Origin of the sequence: Nonomuraea sp. NPDC049714 (assembly GCF_044465295.1) — a bacterium.
Taxonomy (GTDB): Bacteria; Actinomycetota; Actinomycetes; order Streptosporangiales; family Streptosporangiaceae; genus Nonomuraea.
On record NZ_JBITLM010000001.1, the window covers coordinates 262,410 to 288,834 of the forward strand.

A 26,425-nucleotide genomic window follows, 5' to 3' on the forward strand; every position below is an offset into this window, starting at 1 on the left:
TGAAGGAGACCGTCCCGCGTAGCGGGGCAGGAGCAGTCGATTCGCCGTCAGGCGAATCGACGTCTGTCCGGCTCAGACCGGCCGGTTTTGCGCCAACCACAGCTTGTTCGCCCGGTAGTAGTGGCGGGCCAGTCCGGGGAACTCCTGGCGCATCCGCCGTAAGGCGACGCTCTTGAGTGAGTTGACGAGTTCGGACCGGGCAGCCTTGGGCGGGAATTTCACCAGGAGGTGGACGTGTTTGTCCTCGCCGTTGAACTCGTGCAGCTCGACCTCGAAGTCCGTGCACACGTCTCGCATGATTTCTTCCATGCGTCGTAGGTGGGTTTCGGTGAAGACCTTGTGTCGGCATTTTGTCACGAGAACCAAATAGGCGTGCAGGACGAAAGCCCAGTGCCTTCCGGTCCGGATGTCATCGTATTCGGCCAGAAACCAAATGTATCCGAGGTGAGATTCTGCCTCATGCGGCTTCGTTACAACTACCGGGTGTATCCGGACGCTGGGCAGCGCAATGCGCTGGCTCGGGCAAAGACCACCGCCAGACGATCCGGTTCACCAAGAACGCCCGGTTCAAGGTCGCCGACCGGGGTCTGGTCCTGCCGAAAATCGGAGAGGTCGAAGTCCGCTGGTCGCGCGCCATGCCGTCCGATCCAGGCTCGGTCACGATCATCAAGGATGCGGCCGGGCGTTATTTCGCGTCGTTCGTCGTGGAGAGCATCGACATCCCGCTTCCACAGACCGAGGACGAGAGCAGCATCGATGTGGGGTTGACCGCGTATGCGGTCCTGCCCGACGGCACGAAAATCGACAATCCGCGCTGGTTGCGCCGCCGGGAGCGCAAACTGGGGAAACTCCAGCGCGAGCACGCGGAGAAGGAGAAGGGGTCCGCGAACCGGGCCAAGGCCCGGCTCAAGGTCGCCCGCCAGCACGCCAAGGTCGCTGACGCCCGCCGAGACTTCCACCATCAGCTGTCCACCGCGTTGATCCGCGACAACCAAGCGATCTACGTGGAGGACCTGCCGGTGGGAGCCCTCGCCAAGGGGATGCTGGCCAAGAGCGTCAACGACGCCGGATGGGGCGCTTTCCTCGCGATGCTGGAATACAAAGCCCAGCGGTCCGGGCGGACGGTCATAAAGATCGACCGCTGGTTTCCGTCCTCCCAGCTGTGCCCGTGCTGCGGCTGGAAGGTAGCACGGGCACCGTCTCGTGGGGCAGCCCTCGAAACCCTCACCGCGCAAGCGGCATAGGACAGAACCAGTAACCTCCCGCAGCGATGCGGGAGAATCCCCGTCATTCATGGCGGGGAGAGGTCAATTGTTGCCCGGCTCCTGGGTGCGGCTGTCGAACTCGGTGTGGCCGTTCGGGCATTTGGGGATCTTCTCCCCTTCCTTCGCCGACACCTTCTCACCGCACTTGGCGCAGTGGAACACGCCGGTCTTCTGGGCCTTCTCCCCCGCATGAGCCACCATGGGCTCCTCCTCAGCTCATGACCGCGAGCAGGTCGCGGCAGGCCTGCTCGCAGGCGCGGCACTGGTCCGCGCAGACGCGGCAGTGCTCGTGCGCGCGCGCGTGCCGGCCGCACTCCTCGGCGCACGACGCGCACGCCTGGACGCAGGCCTGCAGCTGGGCGCGGGAGATGTTGGCATCGTAGCCGGTGTGCCGGGACAGCACGCGCGCCGTGGTGTCGCAGATGTCCGCGCAGTCGAGGTTGGTACGGATGCACTTGCGCAGGTCGTCGACGTCGCCCTCGCTCAGGCACGCGTCGGCGCAGGCCGTACAGGCCTGGGCGCAGTCGATCAGCGCCCCCACGGTGGCGGCGATGCGCTCCCGGTCGAGGTTGATGTCCGCCGGGTAGGTCTCGATCATCTCGCGTACCGGCATGCTCGTTCCTCCCTCTCTACGTCCGCTCCGTCGTCGTCTCGATGCCGCCCTACCCGTACCGGGGGCGAATAGGGTCGGGTGGCCGAAATTTGAGGATGTCCGGACCGCAGCCGTCATTCCCGCGCGGAGACCGTACGAGATCAGGTCCGCAGGAGGGAGAAGGCGCGGTCGGCGGCGCGCAGGGCGTCGGGCCGCAGGTCGGCGAGGGGGACGCCGTCGGCGAGGGCCTGCCAGTTGCGGCGGGCCAGGACGCGCTGCACGGCCAGCACCTGCGCGGCCAGCAGGCCGGCGGTCAGCTCGTCGAGGGTCTCGGCGAGCGCTTCGGCGAGCGCCTTCTCATCCTGGGCCATGTAGTGGAACACCCGGGTGGCCAGGCTGGGCGTGCCGAACACCATCCGGTGGAAGTCCAGGACCTCCGGGTGGTCGTTCAGCCCGGTGACCGGGTCGTGGCGGGCCAGGCCGTCGAGGAAGTGGCGGCGCAGCGCCTCCACCGGCGACTGGCCGGGCTCGCGCGCCCGCACCACGCGGGCCTGCTCGCCCTGATGGTCGGCGATGCGGTGCAGGACGAGGTCCTCCTTGGTCGGGAAGTACTTGAACAGCGTGGGCTTGGAGACCTGCGCGGCGGCGGCGACCTCGGTGACCGGCACCTCGTCGAAGCCGCGCTCCAGGAAGAGCCTGATGGCCGCCGCGGAGATGGCCTCCCGCACGCGCTGCCGTTGCAGCTGTCGAAGTCCCGTCATGAGCACACTCTAGCAAAGTGTTAACCTGGTTAAATTATTGACTGAGTTAATGGGAGGTGCCATGTCCGCGCTCACCGAGGAGAGACTCAGCGAGGAGAGGCGGTACGTCCAGCGCTGTGTGGCCGGGCTGAGCCGGATGCTGCGCGACGCGCGCGAGAACGTCGTGGTCGGCGAGAGCGTGGCCGGTGACCGGTACAGCGCCGAGCGGCTCGGCCGCCACCTCAAGAGCCTGGCCAAGGAGCTGAGCGAGGAGCCGGACGGGCCGCCGTTCTTCGGCCGGCTCGACTTCGGGCAGAGCTCGGCCGAGCACCGGGGGCGCAGCTACCACATCGGCCGGCGGCACATCGGCGGCGAGCGCGGCGGCCCGCCCCTGGTGATCGACTGGCGCGCGCCCGTCTCCCGCGCCTTCTACCGCGCGGGCGCCCGGGATCCGCAGGGGGTCGCGGTGCGCCGCCGCTTCGGCTGGTCCGGCCGCACGCTGACCTCGTTCGAGGACGAACGGCTCGAAGCGGGCGAGGAGGACCGCACCGGCCGCCTGCTGGCGGCCGAGATCGAGCGGCCCCGCGTCGGCCCGATGCGCGACATCGTCGCGACCATCCAGCCCGAGCAGGACGATCTCGTACGGGCCGGGCTCGCGGAGTCGATCTGCGTGCAGGGCGCGCCCGGCACCGGCAAGACCGCCGTCGGCCTGCACCGGGCCGCCTACCTGCTGTACGCGCACCGGGAGCGGCTGCGGCGCGGCGGCGTGCTCGTGCTCGGGCCCAACCGGGCCTTCCTCGGCCACATCTCGGCCGTGCTGCCCACGCTGGGCGAGGTCGACGTCGAGCAGACCACCCTGGAGCAGCTCCTGGCCACGGTGCCGGTGCGGGCGGAGGACAGCCCCGCGGCGGCGGCCGTCAAGCACGACCCGCGGATGGCCGTGGTGCTGCGCGAGGCGCTGTACGCACGCATCCGCAAGCCCGCCGAGCCGGTCGAGGTGGCGGACGGCTCGGCCCGCTGGCGGGTCCGCGAGGACGTGCTGCGCCGCCTGGTCGATGACACCCGCCGCGACGCCCTGCCGTACACGACAGGCCGCGAGCGGGTGCGCGCCCGGCTGGTGGAGCTGGTGCGGCGGCAGGCCGAGGCGCGCGGGCGGACGGCGACCGCGGCCTGGACCCGCATGGTGGGCAGGGCCGTCACGCCGTTCCTGGACGCCGTCTGGCCCGCCGTACGGCCGGAGGAGGTGCTGCTGGAGGTGCTGAGCGGCCGGGCGCCCGCCGACGCGCTCACCCCCGCAGAACGCCGGGCCATCACCTGGGCCCGGCCGCCGCGCGGCCACCGGAGCGCCCGCTGGACCGCCGCGGACCTGGTGCTGCTCGACGAGCTCGCCGGGCTGCTGGAGCGGCCGCGCGGCTACGGCCACGTCATCGTGGACGAGGCGCAGGACCTGTCGCCCATGCAGTGCAGAGCCGTCGCCAGGCGCAGCGAGCACGGCTCCATCACCGTGCTCGGCGACCTGGCCCAGGGCACCACGCCGTGGGCCGCCCGGTCCTGGCCGCCGCACCTGGAGCTGCTCGGCAAGCCGGACGGCCGGCTGGTCGCGCTGACCGAGGGGTTCCGGGTGCCGGCCGAGGTGGCGGAGCTGGCCGGACGGCTGCTGCCCGCGCTGGAGGTGGATGTGCCCGTCACCCGCTCGCACCGCGCCGACGGCCGGGTCCGCCTGATCAGCGTTCCCGAACTGCGGCACGGCGTCGTGGAGGCGGCGCGGCAGGCACTGGAGTTCGAGGGGTCCGTCGGGGTGATCGCCGCCGACGACCAGGTCGACGCGCTGACGGCCGCGCTGTGGGACGGCGGCCTCGACGTGGCCGGGCGGCTCGGCGTGCTGCCCGCCTCACTGGCCAAGGGCCTGGAGTACGACCACGTGGTGGTGTGCGAGCCCGCCGCCATCGCCGAGGCGGAGGCGCGCGGCCTCAACCGGCTGTACGTGGCGCTGACCCGGGCGGTGTCGCGGCTGGACGTGGTGCACGCCCGGCCCCTGCCGCCGCAGCTCTCCCGGGAGCCCCTCCGCTGAGACGAGTCCGGCAGGTTCGCTCGACAGGCCGCCCACTTCGGTGTGTGATGTTTCTCACGTCACGAGACGGGCGGGCCGCCGCCAGGTGCGTTCTCGAGAGGAGCACGATCGATGACCTCCCCGCACGACCCACCCCCAGGCGACGACCGCTACACCCAGCAGGGGCAGTGGTCGCAGCAGCAGCCCCCCTACCCCCAGCCGCAGGCGCAGTCCACCCCCGTCCTGTCGATCATCGGGTTCATCTGCGCGGCGGTCGCCCTGCTGTTCATCCCGCTCCTGTTCGGCATCGCCGGGATCGTCCTCGGCATCGTCGGCCACACCCGTGGCGAGACGCTGGGCAAGTGGGCGGCCATCGCCTCCGCCGTCACCATGATCGCCGGCATGGTCCTCGGCTATCTGGTGCTGACCTCGATGAGCTGACCCATGTCATCCTGAGCGGGTGCTGCCCCCGTTCGACGAGCTACGCGACCTGATCACGGCCAACCTGGCGGCCTTCGACCGCCGCCAGGTTCCTCCCGCCGAGGGGGTGCGCAGGGCCGCCGTCACCGTGTGCGTGCTCCAGGACGCCGAGCGGACCCCGTACACCGTCCTCATCAGGAGGGCCCCGCACGGCCGCAACCCGGGGCAGTGGGCGCTGCCCGGCGGGCGGCTGGACGACGGCGAGGAGCCCGTCGAGGCGGCGCTGCGGGAGCTGGACGAGGAGGTCGCCGTGCGCGGCGTCCGGGTGGCGGGGCTGCTCGACGACTTCGTCACCGACTCGGGGTTCGTCATCACGCCGGTGGTGGCCTTCGGCGGCCGGCAGCAGCCGGTGGGCGACCCCCGGGAGGTGGCCTCGGTGCACGCGGTGCCGCTGGAGCGGTTCATGGCGCCGGGGGTGCCGCGCTGGCGCGACGGGCTGCTGCAGATGCCGCTGGGCCCCGAGATCGTGATCCACGCGCCGACCGGGGCGATTTTGTGGCAGTTCGCCGAGGTCGCGCTGCGCGGCCGTGAGCTGCGGGTCTTCAACGTGACCCAGCCCCGCTGGACCCGATCCTGACCGAATCTTGGGGCCCGATGGAATACGACCTGCCGGATGTCGGTTAGCATCGAATGGCCGATGTGGTCTGTGTCCCCCGGGCCGCAAATTACCGCCTTCACGGAATACCGTTCGGCTGGAGCCGTGTTGTGCACCTCGCCGAGGAGGCGACCGCCACATCGGCCTTAAACATGTATCAGGCGCCCCGTCCGAGGACGGGGCGCCTGCTTTATGGTGGGTGGCCGAACCGACGATCGTCCAGGAGAGCCAGTTGCTGTATCAAGTGGTCAAGTTCGCCGCCGCACCGGTCGCTCACGCGATGTGCCGCCCACACGTCTCCGGCGCCTCGCACGTGCCGAGGACGGGCCCGGCGATCCTGGCCGCCAACCACCTGTCTGTCCTCGACTCGTTCCTGCTGCCCGCGCTGCTGCCACGACACGTCACCTTCGCCGCCAAGAACGAGTACTTCTCCGGCAACCCGGTCTCCGGCTGGTTCATGCGCCTCGGGGGCAGCCTGCCCATCGACCGCGAGAGCGCCCACGCGGCGCAGGCCATGCTCGACGCCGCGGCCGACCTGCTGGAGCGCGGCGAGCTGTTCGGCATCCACCCCGAGGGCACCCGCTCCCCCGACGGCCGCCTCTACCGCGGCAAGATCGGCGTCGCCTGGCTCGCCCTCAAGACCGGCGCGCCCGTGCTCCCCGTGGCCCTCAGCGGCACCGAGAAGGTGCTCCCCGTCGGCTCCCGGTTCCCCCGTCCCGCCAAGATCGGCATCACGATCGGCGAGCCGCTGAAGTTCGCCGGCGACCACGCCAACGCACGTGACCGCCGGCAGGTCACCGACGACATCATGGCCGCGATCCAGCGGCTCTCCGGGCAGGAGTACGTACCCACGTACGCCGCCAGCCACAAGGCGTCCAACGGCGTGGCCGAGCCGCCTGCGAAGAACCGACGAACTGGAGGCTGACCCGTGCCGCGTGGCCGAACGATCGCGATCATCTCCGGCGCCACCGTTCTCGTGCTGGCAGCCGCCGGCGGGGGCGCCTACTACCTGCTGCACACCCGCGGCACCCCCGCCGAGACCGCGCAGCGCTTCGTCGCCGCCTGGCAGACCGGCGACCAGGCCCGGATGAGCGCCGAACTGGCCACACCCGCGAAACTCGACCCCTACGGTCAGTTGCGCACCGCTCTCGGGGTGGAGTCGACCACGGTACGGCTCGGCCGCCCCAGCGAGACCGACGGCCGCGCCAAAGTCCCCTACACCGCCACGCACCGGCTGAAGAACCTCGGCGAGTGGACCTACGAGGGCACCATCGACCTCAAGGTGGCCGAACGCCACTGGAAGGTCGACTGGACCCCCAAGACGCTGCACCCGTCCCTGACCGCCGGCGCCGCCTTCGAGCTCAAGACCGAATGGCCGGACCGGGCCGAGATCACCGACGCCTCCGGCGAGCGCATCGACACCGGCGCCGTCGGCGGCTCGGTGCAGCAGCTCGTCGGCTACCTCGACAAGGCCACCAAGAAGGACGTGGAGCGGCTCGGCAGCGCCTACAAGGTCGGGCAGACCATCGGCGCGAGCGGGCTGCAGGCGACGTTCCAGAAGCGGCTCGCGGGCACGCCCACGACCGAGATCCAGGCGGGCGGCAAGACCCTGGAGACGATCGAGGGCACCGAGGGCGAGAGCCTGCGCACCACGCTCGACCCGCGTGTCCAGGACGCCGCCGTCGCCGCCGTCAAGGACGTCAAGAAGCCCGCCTCGCTGGTCGCCATCGAGGCCGGCTCGGGCGAGATCCTGTCCGTCGTCAACAACCGGGGCGGCTTCAACCGCGCCCTCGACGGCCGCTACGCGCCCGGCTCGACGTTCAAGGCCGTCACCGCGATCGGCCTGCTGGCCGAGGGGATCTCCCCCAAGCAGACCGTGACATGCCCCAAGTACGTCACGGTGGGCGGTCTCCGGATCCGCAACTCCGACGAGTCGTCCTTCGGGTCGGTGTCCTTCCAGGACTCCTTCGCCCATTCCTGCAACACCACCTTCGCCCCGCTGGCCAAGCAGCACCTGGGCGCCCACAAGCTGCTGAGCACCGCCGAGAGCGTCGGCTTCAACCAGCCGCTCACCATCGGCGTCCCCGCCACCAAGGCCAGCTTCCCCAAGGCCGAGTCCGACGCCGAACTCGCCGCCGAATCGTTCGGCCAGGGCCGGATCACCGCCAGCCCGTTGTCCATGGCCTCCGCCACCGCCGCCATGGCGGACGGCACCTGGCGCCCGCCCACCCTGGTCCCCGACCACGAGCAGAAGGCCACCGAGCAGAAGCTGCCCAGCGGCGTCACGTCCGAACTGCACGCGATGATGGCGGCCGTCGTGACCAAGGGCACCGCCAAGGCCGCCGGGCTCCCCTCGGGCACCCGCGGCAAGACCGGCACCGCCGAGTACGGCACGGGGCCGAAGCTGGACTCGCATGCCTGGTTCATCGGGTTCAAGGACGACGTGGCCTTCGCCGTGGTGGTGGAAGGCGGCGGCGGGGGCGGCAAGGTGGCGGCCCCGATCGGCGCGGACTTCCTGCGGGAGCTCGGGGACTACCGGGCGGAATGAGGGTCCGTACACCCCGCTGAGCGAGAGTGGGCTGGGGTGTCCGCCCACCGCCTTCTTGCATGCAATGTATGCAATGGATACGATCGCCGTCATGCAGAACGATGTGGCACATCGGCGGCTGCGGGAGCTGATCCTGGACGGGACGTACGCGCCGGGAGTGCGGCTCACCGAGGTGGACGCGGCGGCGGCGCTGGAGATGAGCCGGACGCCGGTGCGCGAGGCGCTACGCGCGCTGGCCGCCGACGGGCTGGTCCGCGCCACCGGGCGGGGCGTCGTCGTGGTCGCCCTCGATCCGGGCGACCTGGAGGACGCCTACCAGGTACGGGCCGCGCTCGAAGCGCTCACCGCCGAGACCGCCGCCACCCGCCAGCGTGACGGCCGCATCGCGCCCGCGGACCTGGCGGCCCTGCGGGCCCTGGCCGACGTCACCGCCGCGGCCACGAGCGAGGGCCGCCTGATGGAGGCCGTCGAGCTCAACCGCCGCTTCCACCGGCGGATCGCCGAACTGGCCGGCAACCGGATCGCGTCGCAGACGCTGGACCGGGTCTGGGACCAGATCCAGGTGTCCACCCTGCGCTCGCTCAAGCCGGTGGTCCGCCACGCGCACGTCTCCGCGCAGCACGACGACCTCCTCACGGCGATCACCGACGGGCGGGCGGAGGACGCGGGCCGGATCGCCCGCCGCCACGTCCTCGACACCCGCACCACCGCACAACAGCCAGGCGAACAGCGGTGACCACACCCCTCGCCTCAGCGCCGCTCCATGATCACGAGTAAGGAAGCCTGACATGTCACGCCTGCACACCTACGCCACGACCACGACCTGGACCGGCAACCAGGGCACCGGCACGAGCGGATACCGCGACTACGCCCGCGGCCACACGCTGACCGCTGACGGACGCGAGGCCATCCTGGCGAGTTCGGACCCCGCCTTCCGCGGGGACGCCGCGCGGTGGAATCCGGAGCTGTTGCTGGTGGGCTCGCTCTCGGAGTGCCACATGCTGTCGTACCTGCATCTGTGCGCCGTCGCCGGGATCGTGGTCACCGAGTACGTGGACCACGCCGGGGGCACCATGGCCGAGACCGCCGGCGGCGGCCACTTCACCGAGGTGGTGCTGCGGCCGCGGGTCACGGTGGGGTCGCCGGACATGGTGGAGGCCGCCACCCGCCTGCACGCCGACGCCCACACGGCCTGCTTCATCGCCAGTTCGGTCAACTTCCCCGTACGCCACGAACCGCACGTCACAGCGCCCCACGCGAACGGCTGAGAGGAACGCGCTCGAACGACCGGAGGCCACGCCCGCCACGCCCGCCACGCCCGCCACGCCACCCCACCACGACGCGACACGCACGCCGTCCTCACGCGCCGCCCGTACGCCCCACCAGGACGCGCCGCCCGTTCCGCCGCAACGAGAGCCGCCCGTGTCCTGCCTCACGGGGAGAACCGGCGGCGGGCCGCACTCCGTGCGGGTTGCCGGCATGGCGAAGCCGTCGACCGGCTGAGATGCGCGACCGGTCGAGCCGAAGGCGGCAGTCAGCGGGAAAGGGCCGGGGTCAGAAGGCGGCGGCCAGGGCGAGGGCGGCGGCGGTTTCGTGTTGGAGGACCATGATCAAAAGGGCGGCGACCAGTGTGGCGATGAGCAGCCAGCTGATCAGGATGATGACCGTAGAACGTTGGAACCTGCGACCACCGACCGACTCACCGCCGGCTCTCGCCTCGCTGCGGCGCACCCGCTCGTTGAACGACTCAAGCCGGGAGACGAGTCTCGGATCGTCGTCGACGAGGTGCTGCTCGATCTGGGCCAGCATTCGCTCCTCATCCTGCGACCAGGCCATGGTTGCACCTCCGGAACGCAAGCTCTGTGCGGGGTTTCCTGCCCAACCATGAAGATCATTAGCCTCCAGCTGACCATGTAATTGCGACGTCTTTCGGTTTGCGATCATCGTCGAACCTTTGTTCTAATCAAGGCATGCGCTGGGACAACCTGCGCCTGGCCGACGCCGGCCGGGACGATCCGGCCGTGCCGCTGTTCGCCCGCGACGCGGTCACCCGCACGTTCGACACCCCCGAGTTCCGGGGGATGACCTTCTACGAGATCCAGGCCCGATCGATCATCAACCGGGTGCCGGCCGCCAGCCGGGTGCCGTTCGAATACACGATCAACCCCTATCGGGGCTGCGGCCACCGCTGCGTCTACTGCTTCGCCCGAAAGACACATCAGTACCTTGACCTGGACTCCGGCGCGGATTTCGACTCCAAGATCGTGGTCAAGGTCAACGCCGCGGAGCTGGCCCGCAAGGAGCTCGCCGCACCGGGCTGGCGCGGCCACCACGTGGCCATGGGCACCAACGTCGACTGCTACCAGCGGGCCGAGGGCCGCTATCGGCTCATGCGCGGCATCCTCGCGGCGCTGCGCGACGCGGCCAACCCGTTCTCGATCCTCACCAAGGGCACCTTGATCCTGCGCGACCTCGACCTGCTCACCGAGGCCGCCGACCGCGCGGAGGTGAGCGCGGCCGTGTCGGTGGGCTTCGTCGACTCCGGCGTGTGGCGCTCGGTCGAGCCCGGCACCCCCGACCCGCGCAGACGCCTGGAGACCTGCGCCACCCTCAACGACAACGGCATCGCCTGCGGCGTGCTGATGGCGCCCATCCTCCCCTACCTCACCGACTCCCCCGCCGAGCTCGACCGCACCGTGCGGGAGATCGCCCAGGCGGGCGCCACCCACCTGACCCCCATCGTCCTGCACCTGCGGCCCGGGGCGCGGGAGTGGTGGCTGGCGTGGCTGTCGCGCGAGCACCCGCGGCTCGTGCCGCGCTATCTGGAGCTGTACGGCAGAGGCGCCTACGCTCCCAAGCCCTACCAGCAGCGCATCGCCGCACAGGTCAGGGAGCTGGCCGCCCGTCACGGCGTCGGCCGCGCCACGCCCGCCATGGCCCGCCGCCTCCCGCCGCCACCCGCTCCGGGACAGGAGGCCCCCGAGCAGCTGACCTTGCTCTGACCGCTCCCTCCCGCGAACGGCACCCACCCGAGACCCCGGCGGCACCGGAAGTCCGGCCGTCCATGACGTGCACAGATAACGCTATGTCGGGTTTTGGTGACAGATGGGTATTAAGGGCCTTGGTGCGCCAATCTGGCACATCTGTCCGCACAGGGGGAGAGACCAATGGCTGACACGAAGAAGAAACCCGGCAGCAAGTCCGGCAAGGCGAAGAAGCAGGCCATCAAGTCCAACCGGCAGGCCAAGGAGAGCAAGAAGGAGACCACCACGAAACCCGAAGAGGCGTAGCCGGGTGACATGATCAGACAGCCGAGGGCAGGTCCCCGGCTGTCTGGTCGATCGTGGAGGGCCCATGTCGGGTTACCTGCGCTTCCCCGCCGTGTTCCGGGATGTTGTGGTGTTCGCCGCAGAGGACGATCTATGGATGGTGTCCGCGCAGGGAGGGCGTGCGTTCCGGCTGACGGCGGGAGTCGCGGAGGCGGGCTATCCGCGCATCTCGCCGCGCGGCGATCAGCTCGCGTTCGTCGGGCGTGACGAGGGGCCGGAAGAGGTGTACGTGATGCCGGCGGACGGGGGCGCCGCCCGGCGGGTCACGTTCCACGGCGCCCGGTGCACCGTCACCGGGTGGGATCCAGCGGGGCGCATCCTGTACGCGAGCGACGAGTCGCAGCCGTTCGAGGGACGCAAGTGGCTGCATCGGGTGGAGCCGGGAAAAGTGCCGGAACGGCTGCCGTACGGGCCCGCGAACTCCATCGCCTACGGGCCCGAGGGCATGATCGTGCTGGGGCGCAACACCGCCGACCCGGCGCGGTGGAAGCGGTATCGGGGCGGCACGGTCGGCGACCTGTGGATCGATCGCGAGGGCGGCGGCGAGTTCCGGCGGCTCCTGCGGCTGCCGGGCAATCTGGCCTCGCCCTGCTGGAGCGGCGGGCGGGTGTGCTTCCTGTCCGACCACGAGGGTGTCGGCAACGTCTACTCCTGCACGCCGGACGGCGACGACCTGCGCCGGCACACCCACCACGACGACTACTACGCGCGCAACCTGTCCGGTGACGGCCACCGGCTGGTCTACCACGCCGGCGCGGACCTCTACCTGCTGGATCCCGGCGAGCGGCCGCGCAAGCTGGAGGTCCGGCTGGCCAGCTCGCGCACGCAGCGCAACCGCCGGTTCGTGGACGCCGACGACTACCTCGACAGCGCCACGCTCAGCCCTGACGGCAGCGCGCTGGCCATCACCGCCCGGGGCAAGGCGTACGGCATGGCGGGGTGGGAGGGGCCGGTCCGCCAGTACGGCGCCCCTGACGGCGTCCGCTACCGCTTGCTGACCTGGCTGAACGACGGCCGCCGGCTGATCGCCGCAGCCTCGGGCGACGACGACGAGGAGTCCTTGGTCATCCTGCACGGCTGCCAGAGACCCAGCCCGGAGAACGACGCCTCCGGAGCTGACAGCCCCCAGGGTGACACCCCCAATACGGACAACCCCCAGCCTGATAACCCCCAGGCTGACAACCCCCGGCGTGAGAGCACCGAGGGTGACGGCCCTGGGGTGGAGGGTGTCGGGAAGGTGCAGGTGGTGGCGCGGCTGGGGCGGATCACGGCGCTGGTGCCGGATCCGGCCCATGATCGGGTGGCCGTCACCAACCACCGCCACGAGCTGCACCTCGTCGATCTGTCCACCGGTCAGGCCGTGCTCGTCGAGGCGAACCCGTACGACTCGCCCGAAGACCCCGCCTGGTCGCACGACGGACAGTGGCTCGCCTACGCGAGCCCGCTCAACTCCCGGACCACCGCCATCAAGCTCCACCACCCCGGGACGAGCCGGACCGTGGCCGCCACCGAGCCCCTCCTGCGCGACGCCCGCCCGGCCTTCGACCCGCAGGGCCGCTACCTGTACTTCATCGGCCAGCGGGTCTTCTCCCCCGCCTACGACCAGCTCCAGTTCGACCTGTGCTTCCCGCTCGGTACCCGCCCGTACGCCGTCGCGCTGCGCGCCGACGTCCCGGACCCGTTCGTCCCCCGGCAGCGCCCCGTGCACGACAAGGACGAGGAGGACGACGACGGCGAGCCGGAGCCGGTGCGGGTCGACGAGGCGGGCCTGATCCGCCGCATCACCGCCTTCCCCCTGCCGGAGGGCCGCTACGAGCGGGTCGCCGGGCTGAAGGGCAAGGCGCTCATCCTGGCCAGCCCGCTGGAGGGGGAGAGCACCCTGCGCCTGTTCGACTTCGCCAAGGGCGACGACGACACCTTCGCCGAGCGGGTCACCGACTTCGAGCTCGGCCGGGACGGCCGAACACTCCTCTACCGCGCCGGCGACCGGCTGCGGGTGGTGAAGGCCGGCGAGCCGCCGGACGGTGGCGACGATCCGCCGGGGCGTGACAGCGGCTGGATCGACCTGTCGCGGGTCAAGGTGTCGGTGTGCCCGGAGACGGAGTGGCGGCAGATGTTCCGGGAGGCGTGGCGGCTGCAGCGGGAGCACTTCTGGACCGAGGACATGGCGGGCGTCGACTGGCCCGCCGTCTACGACCGCTACCGGCCGCTGGTGGAGCGGGTCACCACCCGGGGCGAGTTCTCCGACCTGCTGTGGGAGCTGCACGGCGAGCTCGCCACGAGCCACGCGTACGAGAGCGGCGGCGAATACCGGCCGGGCCCCGACTACACCCAGGGCAAGCTGGGCGTCGACTGGGAGTACCGCGACGGCGTCTACCACGTCGGCGCGATCGTCCACGGCGACCCGTGGGATCCGCGGGCCACCTCACCGCTGAACCGGCTGGGCCTGGACGTGCGGCCGGGCGACGCGGTGCTGGCGATCAACGGCGCGCAGATCGGGGCCGCTGCCACCCCGAACGAGCGGCTGGTGAACCAGGCGGGTGAGGAGGTGGAGCTGACGCTGCGCCGGGAGGGGCGGGTGTTCGCCGTCACGGTGCGGACGATCGCCGACGAGGCGCCGGGCCGCTACCGCGACTGGGTGAACCTCAACCGCGCCCTGTGCCACCAGCGTTCGGCGGGCCGGATCGGCTATCTGCACATTCCCGACATGGGGCCGGAGGGGTTCGCGGAGTTCCATCGGGGTTTCCTGGCCGAGTACGACCGGCACGCGCTGATCGTGGACGTGCGCTTCAACGGCGGCGGCAACGTCTCGGCGCTGCTGCTGGAGAAGCTGGCCCGCCGCCGGCTGGGCTACGACTACCCGCGCTGGGGCGCCCCGGAGCCGTATCCTCCCGAGTCGCCGCGCGGGCCGCTGGTGGCGATCACCAACGAGTGGGCGGGCTCCGACGGTGACATCTTCAGCCACACCTTCAAGGTGCTGAAGCTCGGCCCGCTGGTGGGCAGGCGCACCTGGGGCGGCGTGATCGGCATCTGGCCGCGCCACCGGCTGGCCGACGGCACGGTGACGACGCAGCCGGAGTTCTCCTTCGCCTTCGACGATGTCGGCTGGCAGGTGGAGAACTACGGCACCGATCCCGACATCGAGGTCGACATCACCCCGCAGGACTACGCCTCCGGCGTGGACGCGCAGTTGGAGAAGGCGATCGAGGTGGCGCTTGACCTGCTAGGCAGCAAACCCGTACATACTCCCGATCTTTCGCATAGGCCGCGCATGCAACCTTAGTTACCTCTAAGGCGTCTAAAGATCATAGAAGTGGATAGCGCCACGGGGATGGACGGCGCACACCACTCCAAGCTCCACGGCACGCCGGTGGTGAGAAAGTCCTCTCACCACCGGCTGCTTGTCATGGTCATCCAGACGGCAGGGGGATCTTTCAGGTGCGGGCACTGACGCGTAGGGGCAAGTCAGCGGTGGTCCGGCTGTACCGGGGATACAACCGGCGCAAAGCCAGGCAGGCACCACCGGCCTCCACCCACCAGGTGAAGATCCTGCTGCTGCACGCCAACGGCATGGGCGGCACGATCAGAACCGTGTTCAACCTCGCCGGTCACCTGGCCGACCGGCATGACGTGGAGATCGTCAGCATCCTGAAGGAGGCCGAGGAGCCGTTCTTCCCGATCGACCCGCGCGTGCGGTTCCGCTATCTGGACGACCGGCTCAACCCCGGCGCCGACCCGATACGGGCGATGCTGTCGAAGCTGCCCAGCAAGCTCATCCCCAAGGAGGAGACGGCCTACCACCGCTTCAACCTGTGGACCGACCTGAAGCTGGCCCGGTTCATCCGCTCGATGAACACCGGGGTGCTCATCGCCACTCGCCCCGGCCTGGTTCTCACCGCGGCCCAGTTAGCGCTGCCCAGCGTCATCACCATCGGCCAGGAGCACGTCGCCCTGCGCACCCAGCCGGAGCCGGTCCAGAAGCTGATCAAGTGGCGCTACCGCCGGCTGGACGCCCTCGTCACCCTCACCAAGGCCGATCTGCAGGACTACCGTGACGCCCTGCCCAAGAAGCCCGGCAAGCTGGTGCGGATCCCCAACGCGGTGCCGCCCATGAGCGGCGAGGTCGCCAAGCTGGACGCGAAGGTCGCCGTCGCCGTCGGCAGGCTGACCCGCATCAAGGGCTTCCACCGGCTGATCACCGCCTGGCAGCAGGTGGCCGAGGCGCATCCCGACTGGACGCTGCGCATCATCGGCGCGGGCCCTCAGGAGGAGGCGCTGCGCGCCCAGATCAGCGAGGCGGGTCTCGACGGCACGGTGGTGCTGCCGGGCCCCACCGCCGACGTGGGCGCGGAGCTGGAGAATGCCTCCTTGTACGTCCTCAGCTCCCGTCATGAGGGCTTCTCCATGACCATCCTGGAGGCCATGGCCAAGGGGCTGGCCATCGTCAGCTTCAACAGCCCGCACGGCCCCAAGGAGATGCTCACCGACGAGGTCGACGCGCTGCTCGTCAAGCCGCGCACCAACGACAACCTGGCCGCGGCCATCCTGCGGGTGATCGAGGACGAGCCGCTGCGCCACCGCCTGGCCGCCGGAGGGCTGCAGACCGTCCGCGCCTACGACGTCGCCACCATCGGCGCCCGCTGGGACACCCTCCTCGACGGCCTGCTCGCCCGCCGCACCCCGCAGGCGGCCGAAGCGCGGGCCGTCCCGCTCACACCTCCGACCCCGTCAGCTCCACCGGCTCCGCGATGACGTCGACCAGCGCGCCGTTGCGGTAGACGGTGATCGGCAGCGGCCGCCCGATCGCGTCGGCGAACATCAGCCGCTGCAGGCTCTGCGCGTCGTCCACCGGGGCGCGGCCGGCGCTCAGCACCAGATCACCGGCCCGCAGTCCGGCCCGTGCCGCGGGCGAGCCGGGGATCACCTCCACCACCCGCAGCGCGCCGGTCCGCCCGGTGCGCTGCCGCAGCGCCCCGGCCAGCGGCGCGGGCGAGGTGACCAGCCCCAGGAACGCCCGCCGCACCCTGCCGTCCCTGATCAGCGCCGCGATGATGCCCCTGGTCGTACCGTTCACCGGCACGGCGAGGCCCACTCCCACCCCGGCCACCGCCGTGTTGACCCCGACCACCCGCGCCCGCGAGTCCGCCAGCGCCCCGCCGGAGTTGCCGGGATTCAGCGCCGCGTCGGTCTGGATCACGTCCTCGATCAGCCGTACGGCGGAGCCGCTGCGCGCGGGCAGCGACCGGCCCAGCCCCGACACCACCCCGGCCGTCACCGACCCGGCCAGGCCGAGCGGGTTGCCGACGGCCACCACGAGCTGGCCCACCACGAGGTCGTCGCTGTCGCCGAGCACGGCGGGCTCGGGGGTGGGCACCTGTGACCTGATCACCGCCAGGTCCGACAGCGGGTCGCGGCCGACGACGGTGAACCCGCCGGAGGAGCCGTCGGCGAACGCCAGCGTGCCCGACCTGGCGGAGCCGATGACGTGCGCGTTCGTCAGCAGGAAGCCGTCGGCGGTGAACACCACCGCCGACCCGCTGCCCCGCCCGGCCCGCACACCGGCGACCTTGGGCTGCAGCTCGGCCGCGACGGAGGAGACGATCTGCGAGTAGGAGTCCATGTGAGAGCCTCCTCGAAGGGGATGCTTACATCATTACTCCATAACGCGTCACAGCGCGATCCAGTCCGTCACCACGTTGCCGCCGCTGCTCGGCCGGCACTGCAGCCTGAACGCCTGCGCCGGCGCCGGTCTGAACACGAAGCACCCCGACTCGTCGATCACCGACGTGACCACATCCCCCGTCACCAGATGCGTGTACGCCGTCCCCGGCCGGGCCGGCACCACCTGGCCCAGCAGCGCCTCGGGGCCCACCTCCAGCTCGATCGTCAGCTCCGGCGTCGCGAAGATCAGCGCCCGCAACGTCGCGTGCTCGGCGCCCCGCGTCGCCGCCCCCGCCTCGTCCACCGCCGAGTCATAGGTGAGCGCCGCCAGCTCGGCGTCGATGTCATGCCAGGCGAACAGCGCCTTGCCGGCCGCCACGAACTCCTCCGGCACCTCCCGCGCCGCCGCGCGCGCCTGCCGTACAGCGGCCAGGAACCGGTCGTCGTCACTCCACCACGGCGTGTCCATACCCCGTCACCCTCTCCCCTGGTCGTCCCGTTCGGACCTGATCAGAGCGGCCACGGCCGGCGTGCGGCGCAGCTTCTCCAGGCACCGCGCCCGCGTCGGCCCGATCGCGCCCACCGGCATGGACAGCTTCGCGCTGATGTCGGTGTACGGCACGGGCGGCTGGCACATCAGCATCGACAGCAGCTCCTGGCAGCGCCCGTCCAGCTGCCGGAACCCCGCGGCCAGCGCCGCGTTCCGCTCGGCGTCGATCAGGCCCTGATCCGGCGCCGGCGCCCGCACGTCCACCAGCACGTCGGCGTCCACCTGCAGTCTGAGGCGCTGCTGACGCTCGGCCGCCTGGGCACACCGGAGACACTCGCGCCTGGTCGCCGTCGCCAGCCAGCCCGGCAGCGCCGCCGGCTCACGCAGCCGGGGCAACTGCTCCACCAGCGACAGCCACACCGACTGCCCCACGTCGTCGGCATCGGCCCGGCTCAGCCGGAAGGCCTTGCAGATCGACCAGACCAGCGACGCGTACCGCTCGACGATCTCGTCCCAGGCGTCCCTGTCACCGCCCCTCGCCCGCACCACCAAGGCGACGACCGATGGATCGTCACGCATGTCCGTGTGCTCCCTTCCCGGCACGGCCCACCCAGCAAGAGTGAACGCGGATACGCGGTGCGTCCAGGCAGGACGCTTCAGCGTACGAACAGGCGGCGGCTGGGCCATGTCGTCTCTTCACTGCTCGGTGACGATGGTCACCCGGACGGAGCGGCCGGATCGCGCCCTGATACCTCACCCGGCGAGGCGTCAGCTCTCGCCGCACGGGGACAGGACCATGCCCACGCCGTCCACCTCCCTTGCCGAGGCCAGCACCGCCTCCTTCGCGTCCTGGGCCGACTCCCCCGTGCGCGCCATCCGGGCCGCGATCAGCCCCGCCACCAGCGGCGCCGCGAACGACGTGCCGGCCCATCTGGCCATCCCGGAGAAGTTCTGCACCGCGGGCATCTTGGGCGGCTCCCGGTAGGTGTACTCGCCGGTGGCGTAGGCGTTGACGTGCCCCTCGCCGAGGGCGTACACCCGCACCCAGTCGCCGTGGTTGCTGAACCACGCCCGGTGTGCCTGGTCGGGACCGAGCGCCCCGACCGACACCACCCAGTCGTAGGCGGCCGGGTAGAACGGCCGGTCCGTGGCGTCGTTGCCGGCCGCCGCCACCAGCACCACGTCCGGGTGCGCCCCCTGGAACGCCTCGAAGCCGAGCGAGGACCAGTTGCCGCGCGTGTAGGTGCCCGCCGACAGGTTGACCACGTCCGGCGCGGGCGTCCGCCCGACCAGCTCCTCCAGCTTGGCGATCATCACGTCCTCCAGCTCCGCGCCAGAGGCGGAGAAGTGGTCGACGACCACCAACTCGGCCGACGGCGCCATGCACTTGGCGATCCCGGCGACGAACGTGCCGTGCCCGGCGAAGGGCGGGATCCGCGGCAGCCCGCTCACCGGCGACGGCGGGTCCAGGGGCTCCAGGTCGCCGTCCACCCCGCCCAGCCACGGGTAGGCGGCCGGGTCCAGCCCGAGCCAGCCGGTGTCGCTGACGCCGATCCGCGCCTCGCGCACCACGTCGCCCTCCGGGCACGGCGGCGGCCAGGGCCGATCCGGCGACCCGGCGGGCACCTCCGGCTCCGTGCCGGGGCACAGCCTGCTCACGTGCAGGACGTGCACGGGCGAGGCCAGCGGCAGCCGCGGGTCGTCCTCCCGCCGGCGTGGCACCCGCCGCTCGATGAGCTCCAGCGCCTCCGGCACCGTCAGCGCGCCGTCCGCCCCGGCGTCCACCCCGGCATCCGCCCCGGCGTCCAGCGACAGCACCACCAGATCACCCCGCCCCCGGGTCTCCAGGCGGCGTGCGCCCGGCAGCGCGGCCTCGATCCGCTGGACGTTCTCCCCCCGGTTCAGGGTCAGCAGGCGGCCCGCCTCGTACAGGTAGTCGACCTCGCCCGCCGGGGTGTAGGCCACCTCCACCCGGATCCCCCGCGCCGCAAACGCGTTCTTGACGATCCGGAACTGAGCGTCGAACACCGCGTCCATGGATTCCTCTCCCTGGCGTAGCGAATGATCACACTTTTCACACCTATATCGACATGGGGTTGCGGGCGCTACAGCCGATCGTCAACGCTCGGTACATGCCGGCGGACCCCGTACCCTCCTCGACCGCCACGGCGGAGTTGCTCCCCTTGGCCCTGTCGCGCCCTCACGAGGCCCTCGACAGGGCCCGTGACCTGCTCGCCGGCGACCCGCCGCCGCTGGCCGCGTCCATGGCCAGGCAGGCGATCGGCATCGTGCTGCGCGAGTTCGGCGACATCGACGCCGCCGTGGCGGAGCTCGAAGCCGCGGGCCGCCTCGCCCACCAGGCCGGCTGCGCCGAGCGCGAAGCCGACGTCCAGGCGACGCTCGGGGTAGCCCTCGCCTTCGCCGGTCGCACCACGGCGGGCCGCGCCGCGCTCGACGCCGCCGTCCAGCGGTCCACCGGGCCGCTGAACGGGCGCATCCTGCTGCGCAGAGGCGGCGTGCTGCTCATCCTGGGCCACCATCACGACGCCCTGGCCGACCTCAACAACGCCGTCACCGCCCTGCGCGCCGCCGGTGACGCCATCTGGGAGGCCCGCGCCCGCAGCGAACGCGCCACCTGCAACCTGGCGCTCGGCTCCATCACCAAGGCGGCCACCGACCTGGCCCGCGCCGAGGAACTCTTCAACGCCACCGGTCAGGAGCTCGAGTCGGCCGACGCCATCGTGCACCGCGGCGTCCTGGCCCTGCGCATCGGCGACCTGCCCGCCTCGCTGCTCTGCTTCGACCAGGCCGCCGAACGTTTCGACCGGCTCGGCACCCCCGATCCCAGTCTCAGCATCGAGCGCTGCGCCGCGCTCCTGGCCGCCGGCCTGCCCCAGGACGCCCTCACCGAGGCCCACGCCGCCCTCGACCGGCTCGACCGCATCCACGGCCAGCCCGTCAAGAAGGCCGAGCTGCTGCTCACCGCCGCCAACTGCGCCCTGGCCGCCCGCCGGCCGGCCGACGCGCTCGACCACGCCGCCGACGCCACCGACCTCTTCGGCCGCCAGCACCGCCACTGGTGGCGGGCGCACGCCCGCCTGGTCAAGGTACGCGCCCAGCTCGCCACCGGCACCACCGACGCCGCCCTGCTGCGGGAAGCCGAGGAGTGCGCCCGCGAACTGGCCGCCCTCTCCTCGCCCGACCTGTCACTCGGCCACCTCATCGCCGGCCGGCTCGCCCTCGCCCTCGGCGACACCGCACGCGCCAGCGGTCACCTCGCCACCGCCGCACGCGGTCGCCGCCGCGGCCCCGCGCTCTCCCGTGCCGCCGCCTGGCTCGCCGAAGCCCTGCGCGCCGAGGCCGGCCACGACTCCGCCCGGCTCATGCGGGCCTGCCGCCGTGGCCTGCGTGTCCTCGACCAGCACCGCGCCACCCTCGGCTCCAGCGAGCTGCGCGCCCAGGCCAGCGCGCACGGCGCCGAGCTCGCCGCGCTCGGCCAGCGGCACGCCCTGCGCCTCGACCGGCCCCGGCTGCTGCTGTCGTGGAGCGAACGCTGGCGCGCCACCGCCCTGGCGGTCCCCGCCGTCCGCCCGCCCGACGACGAACGCCTCCAGGCGGAGCTGGCCGCCATCCGCGCCCTGACCAGCCGCCTGGCCCAGGCCCGCGCCAAGGGCCTGCCCACCGCGCACCTGTCGGCCGAACAGCTCCGCCTGGAGCGGGCCGCCCGCGCCAGGGCCCTGCACGCCCACGGCCACGATCACAGGCATCACCACGCCCACGCTCACGAGGACGCGGCCGCCCCCGGCGTCGACATCGACGCCCTCCTCGACGAGGTCGCGGACGACCGGCTGCTCGAACTCGTGGACGTCGACGGCCACCTGCACGTCCTGGTCTGCGGCTCGGGCACCGTCCGCCGCCATCGCGCGGGACGCACCGAGGAGGCGGCCCGCCACGTCGACCTGGCCCGCTTCAGCCTGTCCCGGCTCGCCCACGGCCGCTCCACCCTGTCACCCGCCGAACTCCTCGCCCAGCTGGAGACCATCGGCCACACCCTCCAGCGCGTCCTGCTCGGCGACGCCGCCCAGCATCTCGGCGACCGGCACGTCGCCATCGTCCCGCCGGGCCGCCTGCACGCCGTCCCCTGGGCGCTGCTCCCCTCGCTACGTCACCGTGCCGTCAGCGTCGCCCCGTCGGCCAGATCCTGGTTGCGCGCCCGCCGCGCCGGCGCCCCCGCCCACGGCCGCGTCGTCCTGGTCCGCGGCCCCGGCCTGGCCTCGCAGGGCGCGGAGGTGCGGGAGGTGACCGCAGGGTACGCCGCTCCCGTCGTCCTCGGCGAAGGCAGCGCGACCGTCGGCCGCATCCTGCGCGCCATGGACGGCGCCCGCCTCACCCACGTCGCCGCGCACGGCACCTTCCGCGCCGACAGCCCGCTGTTCTCCGCCCTGCGCGTCGACGACGGCCCCCTCACGGTCTACGACCTCGAACGGCTCACCCGGGCGCCCCACCAGGTCATCCTGTCGAGCTGCGACTCCGGCCTGACCGCCGCCACCGGCGCGGACGAGCTCCTCGGCCTGGCCAGCTCGCTCATCCAGCTCGGCACCACCGCCATCGTCGCCGGTGTGGTGCTGGTCAACGACCTCGCCGCGGTCCCGCTCATGGTCGCGCTTCACCGGCGGCTCCGTACCGGCGCGGGCCTGGCTACCGCGCTGCGGGACGCCCGCCTGGACACGGCCGGCGATCCCGTCGCCACCGCCACCGGGTGGTCGTTCACCTGCCTCGGCGCCGGCTGACGGCCATGACCCGCCACCCGGATCAACAGGACGGCCGGCCATGAACCTCTCACGGAACCGCTTCATACCCCTTACCGTGTCAACATCGCCCACTGCGGGAATCTCTCTAGAGAACCCCCGAACGGCACCCGGGAGGCGTGCTTGAGCGCAAAGGACGCCGTCGCCATCCTCGCAGCAGCCGCTGTCCTCGCCGCCCTGGTCAACGGCACCAGGCCCACCACCGCCGCCGAAGCCGCCAGCCCGCTCGGCAACGCCAGCGGCACCCTGCCCGGCCTGGCCCCCGTCACCACCGGACCCGACAGGAAAGCCGCCCGCGCGCTCATCAAGGACCTGCGCGTCGCCGCCCGCGGCTCCAGCGCCGGCTACAGACGCACCCGCTACGGCGACAACTGGGCCGACAGCGCCACCGGGGTCCCGTACGCGCGCAACGGCTGCCGTACCCGCGACGACCTCCTCGCCCGCGACGGGCGCAACATCCGCTACCGCAAGGGCTCCACCTGCGAGGTCGTCGCCATGGACCTGCACGACCCCTACACCGGCCAGATCATCGACTGGCACAAGAGCGACGCCGACGAGGTCCAGGTCGACCATGTCGTCCCGCTCGCCTACGGCTGGCGCATGGGCACCCGGCGCTGGAGCATGACCAAACGCGTCGACTTCGCCAACGACCCGCTCAACCTGCTGCCCGTGCTCGGCCGCGCCAACGAGCAGAAGGACGCCTCCGGCCCGTCCGGCTGGCTCCCCCCGCAACGCCGCATCCGCTGTGCCTACGTCACCCGCTTCGCCCAGGTCGCCACGAAGTACGGGCTGCCGGTCACCCGAGCCGACAGGAAGGCCATGCTCACCCAGTGCCGATGACGGCTCAGCGCGGATCGACCCACTCGAAGCCGTTGCGGAAGGTCCGCTCCGCGAGCACCCGCTGCCCGGCCTCGTTCGGGTGGAAGTAGTCCCACCGGCTCACATGTGCCAGCGTGAACGGGTAGGCGAAGACCGCGCCCGCGTCGGTGCGGCACGACGTTCCGAGCGCCGCGCAGGCCCGCGCCGCCTCCCGGTTGTAGGCCATCACCCGTTCCCGCACCCGGGCCCGCCGCTGCCTGTCGGCCGGCTTCACCGACGACGGCCGGGCGAGCATCGTCTGGCAGATCCGGCCCACCGTCCAGAATGTCCGCGCCAGCGGGTTGCCCTTGCCCACCTGCCAGAGCCGGTGCAGGTCGGGGATGCTCGACACGAACACCCGGGCCTGCGGCAACCCGGCCCGCAGCTCCGACAGCGCCTGGTCCAGCCGCCGCCGGTAGACCTCCACCGGGGTCATCTGCCGCTCCTCGAGCTTGCAGGCGTCCTGGGCCCCTATGAGAATCGTCACGTAGTCCGCCTTGGCCCCGACCGCCTGCCGCACCTGGTCCAGCAGGTCCGCGCTCGTCGCGCCCGGCACCGCGAAGGCACGGTTGTGCCCCTCGATCGGCGACCCCAGCCGCAGCAGCCGCAGGTAGTGACTGTTCACGCTCGCGCGATCTCCGGCGGACCATGACCGTGACGGGCAGGACACGTACCAGCCGCAGCTGTTGAATCCCGACGAGATCGAGTCTCCGAGCGCCGCCATGACCTCCGGCACCGGCTCCGGAGCGGCGGCCTGAGCAGTGCCGGAACCGGCGAGGACAACGACGGCGGCCATGAGGGGCCCCAGACGGCGAGCGATCATGGCCCAAAGGTAGGGAGCGCGTCGCCGCCCCACCGTGACCTCGGGGCAACGTCTGCCATCTCAGGACCGACTTCATATCGCCACTTGACGAGCCCCAGCCGATCGGGTTGCACCAAAAGCAGCGCAATATCCGTCCTTATCCGGAAGCATGAACCACAACCGGTCAGACACGGGGGTCCCAGTCGAACGTGTTCAGTTCCCGCATAGAGTGTCTCGGGTGAGTGTCGCGCTCGGAACAACCCGCCCGCTACCGGTTCGCACCACCCCCATCCGCGACCCCGGTAATCTGCTGGCATCCCTCCCCCGGACCGCGCCGTACGCCTGGATCAGGCACGGCGAAGGCCTCGTCGGCTGGGGCCAGGCCGCCCGTGCGGACATTCCCCCAGGCCCGGACCGCTTCGCCTGGGCCCGTGAGTGGCTCGCCGCGGTGTTCGCCGACGCCCACGACGACGACACCGTCCAGATCCCCGGCAGCGGCCCCGTCGCCTTCGGCACGTTCACCTTCGACGAGAACTCCGCCGGCTCCACCCTCGTCGTCCCCCAGACCATCCTCGCCCGCAGGAACGGCCGCGCCTGGCTCACCACCATCGGCGACGCCCCGCACGAGACCTTCACCCCGCTGGTCGACCCGGGGCACATCAGCTACGGCGACGGCAGCCTGACCGCCCCCGCCTGGGAGCACGTCGTGGCCCGCGCCGCCCGCCGCATCCGCCGCGGCGAGCTGGAGAAGGTGGTCCTAGCCCGTGACCTGCTCGCCACCGCCGAGCACCCCATCGACATCCGGCTGCTGCTCCTGCGCCTGGCCCGCCGCTATCCCGAGTGCTACACCTTCTCCGTCGCCGGCCTCGTCGGAGCCACCCCCGAGCTCCTCATCCGCCGCACCGGCCAGGAGATCCAGTCCCTCGTCCTGGCGGGCACCACCCCCCGGGGCACCGGCCCCGCCGACGACCTCAGACGCGGCGCCGCCCTGCTCGCCTCCGCGAAGGACCGGCACGAGCACGAGTGCGCCATCGCCTCCGTCCGGCACACCCTCGCGCCGCTCTGCGCCCAGTTGCACACCCCCGACGAGCCGGAGCTGCTCGTCCTGCCCAACGTCCAGCACCTCGCCAGCCACGTCAGCGGCCGGCTCGCCGACGGCGCCTCGGTCCTCGACGTGGTGGCCGCCATGCATCCCACCGCGGCCGTCGGCGGCACCCCGACCCACAAGGCCATCGACGTCATCCGCGAGCTCGAAGGCATGGACCGCGCGGGTTACGCCGGCCCGGTCGGCTGGATCGACGCCCACGGCGACGGCGAATGGGGCATCGCGCTCAGATCCGGCATCGTGGAAGGCCGCCGGGCCCGCCTGTTCGCCGGGGGCGGCATCATGGGCGACTCCGACCCCGCCTCCGAGCTCGCGGAGGCACAGGCGAAGTTCCGCGTCATGCAGTACGCGCTGGAGGGCTGACGGCCGCTCGCCCCCGAGCGGCCGACCGCACGGTGACCGACCGGCGGCTCACCCCCACGCGGCCGGCTGCGGGTGGCTGAGCCGGTCTCATTGCGGTACGTGTACGTCGCGGCCCAGCTCGACCCTGGCCCGTCCCGCCGTCAACGCGGCCGCCCAGTCCCGGAAGGCGTCCACCTCGTCCACGCCCACCGCCACCACGAAGTCGACCGCCGAGCCGTAGCCGACCTCGCGCACCGCGTAGCGGGAGGCTCTGAGGTCGTTCTCCACCCGTCCGGCCTGGTCGTGGGCCACCGCCACGTGCACCAGCCTGGCGGGCACCATCCTGACCGGCTCCACCCGGTCCAGCGTCTCGGTCACCGCCGAGCCGTAGGCGCGCACCAGGCCGCCCGCGCCCAGCAGGATGCCGCCGAAGTAGCGGGTCACCACCGCGACCACGTGGTCGAAGCCCCGGCCGACCAGCGCCTGCACCATGGGGGTGCCCGCGGTGCCGCCCGGCTCGCCGTCGTCGTCGCCCTTCTGCAGCCCGGCGACGACGTAGGCGGTGCAGTTGTGGCTGGCCGAGGCGTGCAGGCGGCGGCGCTCGGCGATGAACGCGGCGGCCTCCTCCGCGCTCTGCACGGGTGCCAGCGCGCTGACGAAGCGCGAGCGGCGGGCCTCGGTCTCGTGCTCGACGGGGGTCTTCAGGGTGAGGTACGGCGCTGACACCGCATCAGGCTAGCGCCTGCCGGAGTTGCGCCCG

26 protein-coding genes are annotated in these 26,425 nt (G+C 71.9%); 15 read left to right on the forward strand and 11 right to left on the reverse strand.

Translation table 11 applies throughout. From position 1 onward, the window contains the following. Nucleotides 1–72: 72 nt before the first annotated feature. Nucleotides 73–435 carry an IS200/IS605 family transposase gene (gene tnpA, locus ACIBQX_RS01350; RefSeq protein ID WP_397001504.1) on the reverse strand — a complete coding sequence of 121 codons (363 nt, stop codon included), beginning with the start codon at nt 433–435 and terminating at the stop codon, nt 73–75. On the opposite strand from tnpA, the gene ACIBQX_RS01355 reads away from it, so the two are divergent. After that, complete coding sequence (locus tag ACIBQX_RS01355) at nt 351–1,244, forward strand: RNA-guided endonuclease InsQ/TnpB family protein (RefSeq protein ID WP_396999366.1); 894 nt, start codon at nt 351–353, stop codon at nt 1,242–1,244. The genes tnpA and ACIBQX_RS01355 overlap by 85 nt on opposite strands. Before the next feature lie 63 nt (nt 1,245–1,307). Here ACIBQX_RS01355 and ACIBQX_RS01360 read toward each other — a convergent pair whose 3' ends face one another. From ACIBQX_RS01360 to ACIBQX_RS01370, 3 genes are all read right to left on the reverse strand, one after another. Next, nucleotides 1,308–1,466 (reverse strand): hypothetical protein, encoded by a 159-nt coding sequence (locus tag ACIBQX_RS01360; protein WP_396999367.1) that lies wholly within the window; start codon nt 1,464–1,466, stop codon nt 1,308–1,310. A 10-nt stretch (nt 1,467–1,476) separates the two neighbouring features. After that, a complete protein-coding gene (locus ACIBQX_RS01365; protein WP_396999368.1) occupies nt 1,477–1,878 on the reverse strand; it encodes a four-helix bundle copper-binding protein in 402 nt (133 codons plus the stop codon). Nucleotides 1,879–2,018: 140 nt separating this feature from the next. Beyond that, the gene (locus tag ACIBQX_RS01370) at nt 2,019–2,618 is read right to left on the reverse strand and encodes a TetR family transcriptional regulator (RefSeq protein WP_396999369.1); all 600 of its coding nucleotides are present in this window, start codon (nt 2,616–2,618) and stop codon (nt 2,019–2,021) included. 61 nt (nt 2,619–2,679) lie between these two features. Between ACIBQX_RS01370 and ACIBQX_RS01375 the strand changes: the two genes are divergently transcribed. The 7 genes from ACIBQX_RS01375 to ACIBQX_RS01405 all read left to right on the forward strand — a co-directional run bounded on the left by ACIBQX_RS01375 (nt 2,680) and on the right by ACIBQX_RS01405 (nt 9,538). Then, nucleotides 2,680–4,668 carry a HelD family protein gene (locus ACIBQX_RS01375; RefSeq protein ID WP_396999370.1) on the forward strand — a complete coding sequence of 663 codons (1,989 nt, stop codon included), beginning with the start codon at nt 2,680–2,682 and terminating at the stop codon, nt 4,666–4,668. A 111-nt stretch (nt 4,669–4,779) separates the two neighbouring features. Continuing rightward, the gene (locus ACIBQX_RS01380; RefSeq protein ID WP_396999371.1) at nt 4,780–5,088 is read left to right on the forward strand and encodes a hypothetical protein; all 309 of its coding nucleotides are present in this window, start codon (nt 4,780–4,782) and stop codon (nt 5,086–5,088) included. A gap of 19 nt (nt 5,089–5,107) precedes the next feature. Continuing rightward, complete coding sequence (locus ACIBQX_RS01385) at nt 5,108–5,704, forward strand: NUDIX hydrolase (RefSeq protein WP_396999372.1); 597 nt, start codon at nt 5,108–5,110, stop codon at nt 5,702–5,704. A 298-nt stretch (nt 5,705–6,002) separates the two neighbouring features. Beyond that, on the forward strand, nt 6,003–6,647 hold the full coding sequence (locus ACIBQX_RS01390; RefSeq protein ID WP_397001506.1) for a lysophospholipid acyltransferase family protein: 645 nt from the start codon (nt 6,003–6,005) through the stop codon (nt 6,645–6,647). A gap of 3 nt (nt 6,648–6,650) precedes the next feature. After that, nucleotides 6,651–8,270, forward strand: coding sequence for a penicillin-binding transpeptidase domain-containing protein (locus tag ACIBQX_RS01395; protein WP_396999373.1), 1,620 nt, complete (start codon nt 6,651–6,653; stop codon nt 8,268–8,270). Nucleotides 8,271–8,361: 91 nt separating this feature from the next. Continuing rightward, the gene (locus ACIBQX_RS01400) at nt 8,362–9,006 is read left to right on the forward strand and encodes a GntR family transcriptional regulator (RefSeq protein WP_396999374.1); all 645 of its coding nucleotides are present in this window, start codon (nt 8,362–8,364) and stop codon (nt 9,004–9,006) included. 52 nt (nt 9,007–9,058) lie between these two features. Next, on the forward strand, nt 9,059–9,538 hold the full coding sequence (locus ACIBQX_RS01405) for an OsmC family protein (RefSeq protein ID WP_396999375.1): 480 nt from the start codon (nt 9,059–9,061) through the stop codon (nt 9,536–9,538). Nucleotides 9,539–9,824: 286 nt separating this feature from the next. On the opposite strand, the gene ACIBQX_RS01410 is transcribed toward ACIBQX_RS01405, so the two are convergent. Further along, a complete protein-coding gene (locus ACIBQX_RS01410) occupies nt 9,825–10,106 on the reverse strand; it encodes a DUF3040 domain-containing protein (protein WP_396999376.1) in 282 nt (93 codons plus the stop codon). A 134-nt stretch (nt 10,107–10,240) separates the two neighbouring features. On the opposite strand from ACIBQX_RS01410, the gene ACIBQX_RS01415 reads away from it, so the two are divergent. From ACIBQX_RS01415 to ACIBQX_RS01430, 4 genes are all read left to right on the forward strand, one after another. After that, complete coding sequence (locus ACIBQX_RS01415; protein ID WP_396999377.1) at nt 10,241–11,272, forward strand: Rv2578c family radical SAM protein; 1,032 nt, start codon at nt 10,241–10,243, stop codon at nt 11,270–11,272. Between the two features lie 165 nt (nt 11,273–11,437). Next, nucleotides 11,438–11,560: a hypothetical protein gene (locus ACIBQX_RS01420; protein ID WP_396999378.1), complete on the forward strand. Its 123-nt coding sequence runs from the start codon at nt 11,438–11,440 to the stop codon at nt 11,558–11,560. 64 nt (nt 11,561–11,624) lie between these two features. Further along, nucleotides 11,625–14,882 (forward strand): S41 family peptidase, encoded by a 3,258-nt coding sequence (locus ACIBQX_RS01425; protein ID WP_396999379.1) that lies wholly within the window; start codon nt 11,625–11,627, stop codon nt 14,880–14,882. A gap of 155 nt (nt 14,883–15,037) precedes the next feature. Further along, the gene (locus ACIBQX_RS01430; protein ID WP_396999380.1) at nt 15,038–16,351 is read left to right on the forward strand and encodes a glycosyltransferase family 4 protein; all 1,314 of its coding nucleotides are present in this window, start codon (nt 15,038–15,040) and stop codon (nt 16,349–16,351) included. On the opposite strand, the gene ACIBQX_RS01435 is transcribed toward ACIBQX_RS01430, so the two are convergent. From ACIBQX_RS01435 to ACIBQX_RS01450, 4 genes are all read right to left on the reverse strand, one after another. After that, nucleotides 16,311–17,219 (reverse strand): S1C family serine protease, encoded by a 909-nt coding sequence (locus tag ACIBQX_RS01435; RefSeq protein WP_396999381.1) that lies wholly within the window; start codon nt 17,217–17,219, stop codon nt 16,311–16,313. The two genes, ACIBQX_RS01430 and ACIBQX_RS01435, sit on opposite strands and share 41 nt — an antisense overlap. 48 nt (nt 17,220–17,267) lie before the next feature. Beyond that, nucleotides 17,268–17,729: a hypothetical protein gene (locus ACIBQX_RS01440; RefSeq protein ID WP_396999382.1), complete on the reverse strand. Its 462-nt coding sequence runs from the start codon at nt 17,727–17,729 to the stop codon at nt 17,268–17,270. A 6-nt stretch (nt 17,730–17,735) separates the two neighbouring features. Beyond that, complete coding sequence (locus ACIBQX_RS01445) at nt 17,736–18,329, reverse strand: RNA polymerase sigma factor (protein ID WP_396999383.1); 594 nt, start codon at nt 18,327–18,329, stop codon at nt 17,736–17,738. Between the two features lie 189 nt (nt 18,330–18,518). Then, nucleotides 18,519–19,787 carry a S8 family peptidase gene (locus ACIBQX_RS01450; protein ID WP_396999384.1) on the reverse strand — a complete coding sequence of 423 codons (1,269 nt, stop codon included), beginning with the start codon at nt 19,785–19,787 and terminating at the stop codon, nt 18,519–18,521. A 95-nt stretch (nt 19,788–19,882) separates the two neighbouring features. On the opposite strand from ACIBQX_RS01450, the gene ACIBQX_RS01455 reads away from it, so the two are divergent. After that, nucleotides 19,883–22,540 carry a CHAT domain-containing protein gene (locus ACIBQX_RS01455; RefSeq protein WP_396999385.1) on the forward strand — a complete coding sequence of 886 codons (2,658 nt, stop codon included), beginning with the start codon at nt 19,883–19,885 and terminating at the stop codon, nt 22,538–22,540. Between the two features lie 141 nt (nt 22,541–22,681). Next, the gene (locus tag ACIBQX_RS01460; RefSeq protein WP_396999386.1) at nt 22,682–23,398 is read left to right on the forward strand and encodes an HNH endonuclease family protein; all 717 of its coding nucleotides are present in this window, start codon (nt 22,682–22,684) and stop codon (nt 23,396–23,398) included. Between the two features lie 4 nt (nt 23,399–23,402). Here ACIBQX_RS01460 and ACIBQX_RS01465 read toward each other — a convergent pair whose 3' ends face one another. Beyond that, nucleotides 23,403–24,239: an SGNH/GDSL hydrolase family protein gene (locus tag ACIBQX_RS01465; RefSeq protein ID WP_396999387.1), complete on the reverse strand. Its 837-nt coding sequence runs from the start codon at nt 24,237–24,239 to the stop codon at nt 23,403–23,405. Nucleotides 24,240–24,456: 217 nt separating this feature from the next. Between ACIBQX_RS01465 and ACIBQX_RS01470 the strand changes: the two genes are divergently transcribed. Continuing rightward, nucleotides 24,457–25,686 (forward strand): isochorismate synthase MenF, encoded by a 1,230-nt coding sequence (locus ACIBQX_RS01470; protein ID WP_396999388.1) that lies wholly within the window; start codon nt 24,457–24,459, stop codon nt 25,684–25,686. Nucleotides 25,687–25,773: 87 nt separating this feature from the next. Here the strand turns inward: ACIBQX_RS01470 and ACIBQX_RS01475 are convergent, their stop codons facing one another. Further along, entirely contained in the window at nt 25,774–26,391 is a 618-nt protein-coding gene (locus tag ACIBQX_RS01475; RefSeq protein WP_396999389.1) for an IMPACT family protein, read from the reverse strand. Between the last annotated feature and the right edge of the window lie 34 nt (nt 26,392–26,425).

Coding starts and splice junctions, on each gene's coding strand:
- ACIBQX_RS01360 (WP_396999367.1), bottom strand. CDS start 1,466: ATGGTGGCTCATGCGGGGGAGAAGGCCCAGAAGACCGGCGTGTTCCAC.
- ACIBQX_RS01365 (WP_396999368.1), bottom strand. CDS start 1,878: ATGCCGGTACGCGAGATGATCGAGACCTACCCGGCGGACATCAACCTC.
- ACIBQX_RS01370 (WP_396999369.1), bottom strand. CDS start 2,618: ATGACGGGACTTCGACAGCTGCAACGGCAGCGCGTGCGGGAGGCCATC.
- ACIBQX_RS01375 (WP_396999370.1), top strand. CDS start 2,680: ATGTCCGCGCTCACCGAGGAGAGACTCAGCGAGGAGAGGCGGTACGTC.
- ACIBQX_RS01380 (WP_396999371.1), top strand. CDS start 4,780: ATGACCTCCCCGCACGACCCACCCCCAGGCGACGACCGCTACACCCAG.
- ACIBQX_RS01390 (WP_397001506.1), top strand. CDS start 6,003: ATGTGCCGCCCACACGTCTCCGGCGCCTCGCACGTGCCGAGGACGGGC.
- ACIBQX_RS01400 (WP_396999374.1), top strand. CDS start 8,362: ATGCAGAACGATGTGGCACATCGGCGGCTGCGGGAGCTGATCCTGGAC.
- ACIBQX_RS01405 (WP_396999375.1), top strand. CDS start 9,059: ATGTCACGCCTGCACACCTACGCCACGACCACGACCTGGACCGGCAAC.
- ACIBQX_RS01410 (WP_396999376.1), bottom strand. CDS start 10,106: ATGGCCTGGTCGCAGGATGAGGAGCGAATGCTGGCCCAGATCGAGCAG.
- ACIBQX_RS01415 (WP_396999377.1), top strand. CDS start 10,241: ATGCGCTGGGACAACCTGCGCCTGGCCGACGCCGGCCGGGACGATCCG.
- ACIBQX_RS01420 (WP_396999378.1), top strand. CDS start 11,438: ATGGCTGACACGAAGAAGAAACCCGGCAGCAAGTCCGGCAAGGCGAAG.
- ACIBQX_RS01425 (WP_396999379.1), top strand. CDS start 11,625: ATGTCGGGTTACCTGCGCTTCCCCGCCGTGTTCCGGGATGTTGTGGTG.
- ACIBQX_RS01435 (WP_396999381.1), bottom strand. CDS start 17,219: ATGGACTCCTACTCGCAGATCGTCTCCTCCGTCGCGGCCGAGCTGCAG.
- ACIBQX_RS01440 (WP_396999382.1), bottom strand. CDS start 17,729: ATGGACACGCCGTGGTGGAGTGACGACGACCGGTTCCTGGCCGCTGTA.
- ACIBQX_RS01445 (WP_396999383.1), bottom strand. CDS start 18,329: ATGCGTGACGATCCATCGGTCGTCGCCTTGGTGGTGCGGGCGAGGGGC.
- ACIBQX_RS01450 (WP_396999384.1), bottom strand. CDS start 19,787: ATGGACGCGGTGTTCGACGCTCAGTTCCGGATCGTCAAGAACGCGTTT.
- ACIBQX_RS01455 (WP_396999385.1), top strand. CDS start 19,883: ATGCCGGCGGACCCCGTACCCTCCTCGACCGCCACGGCGGAGTTGCTC.
- ACIBQX_RS01465 (WP_396999387.1), bottom strand. CDS start 24,239: ATGATCGCTCGCCGTCTGGGGCCCCTCATGGCCGCCGTCGTTGTCCTC.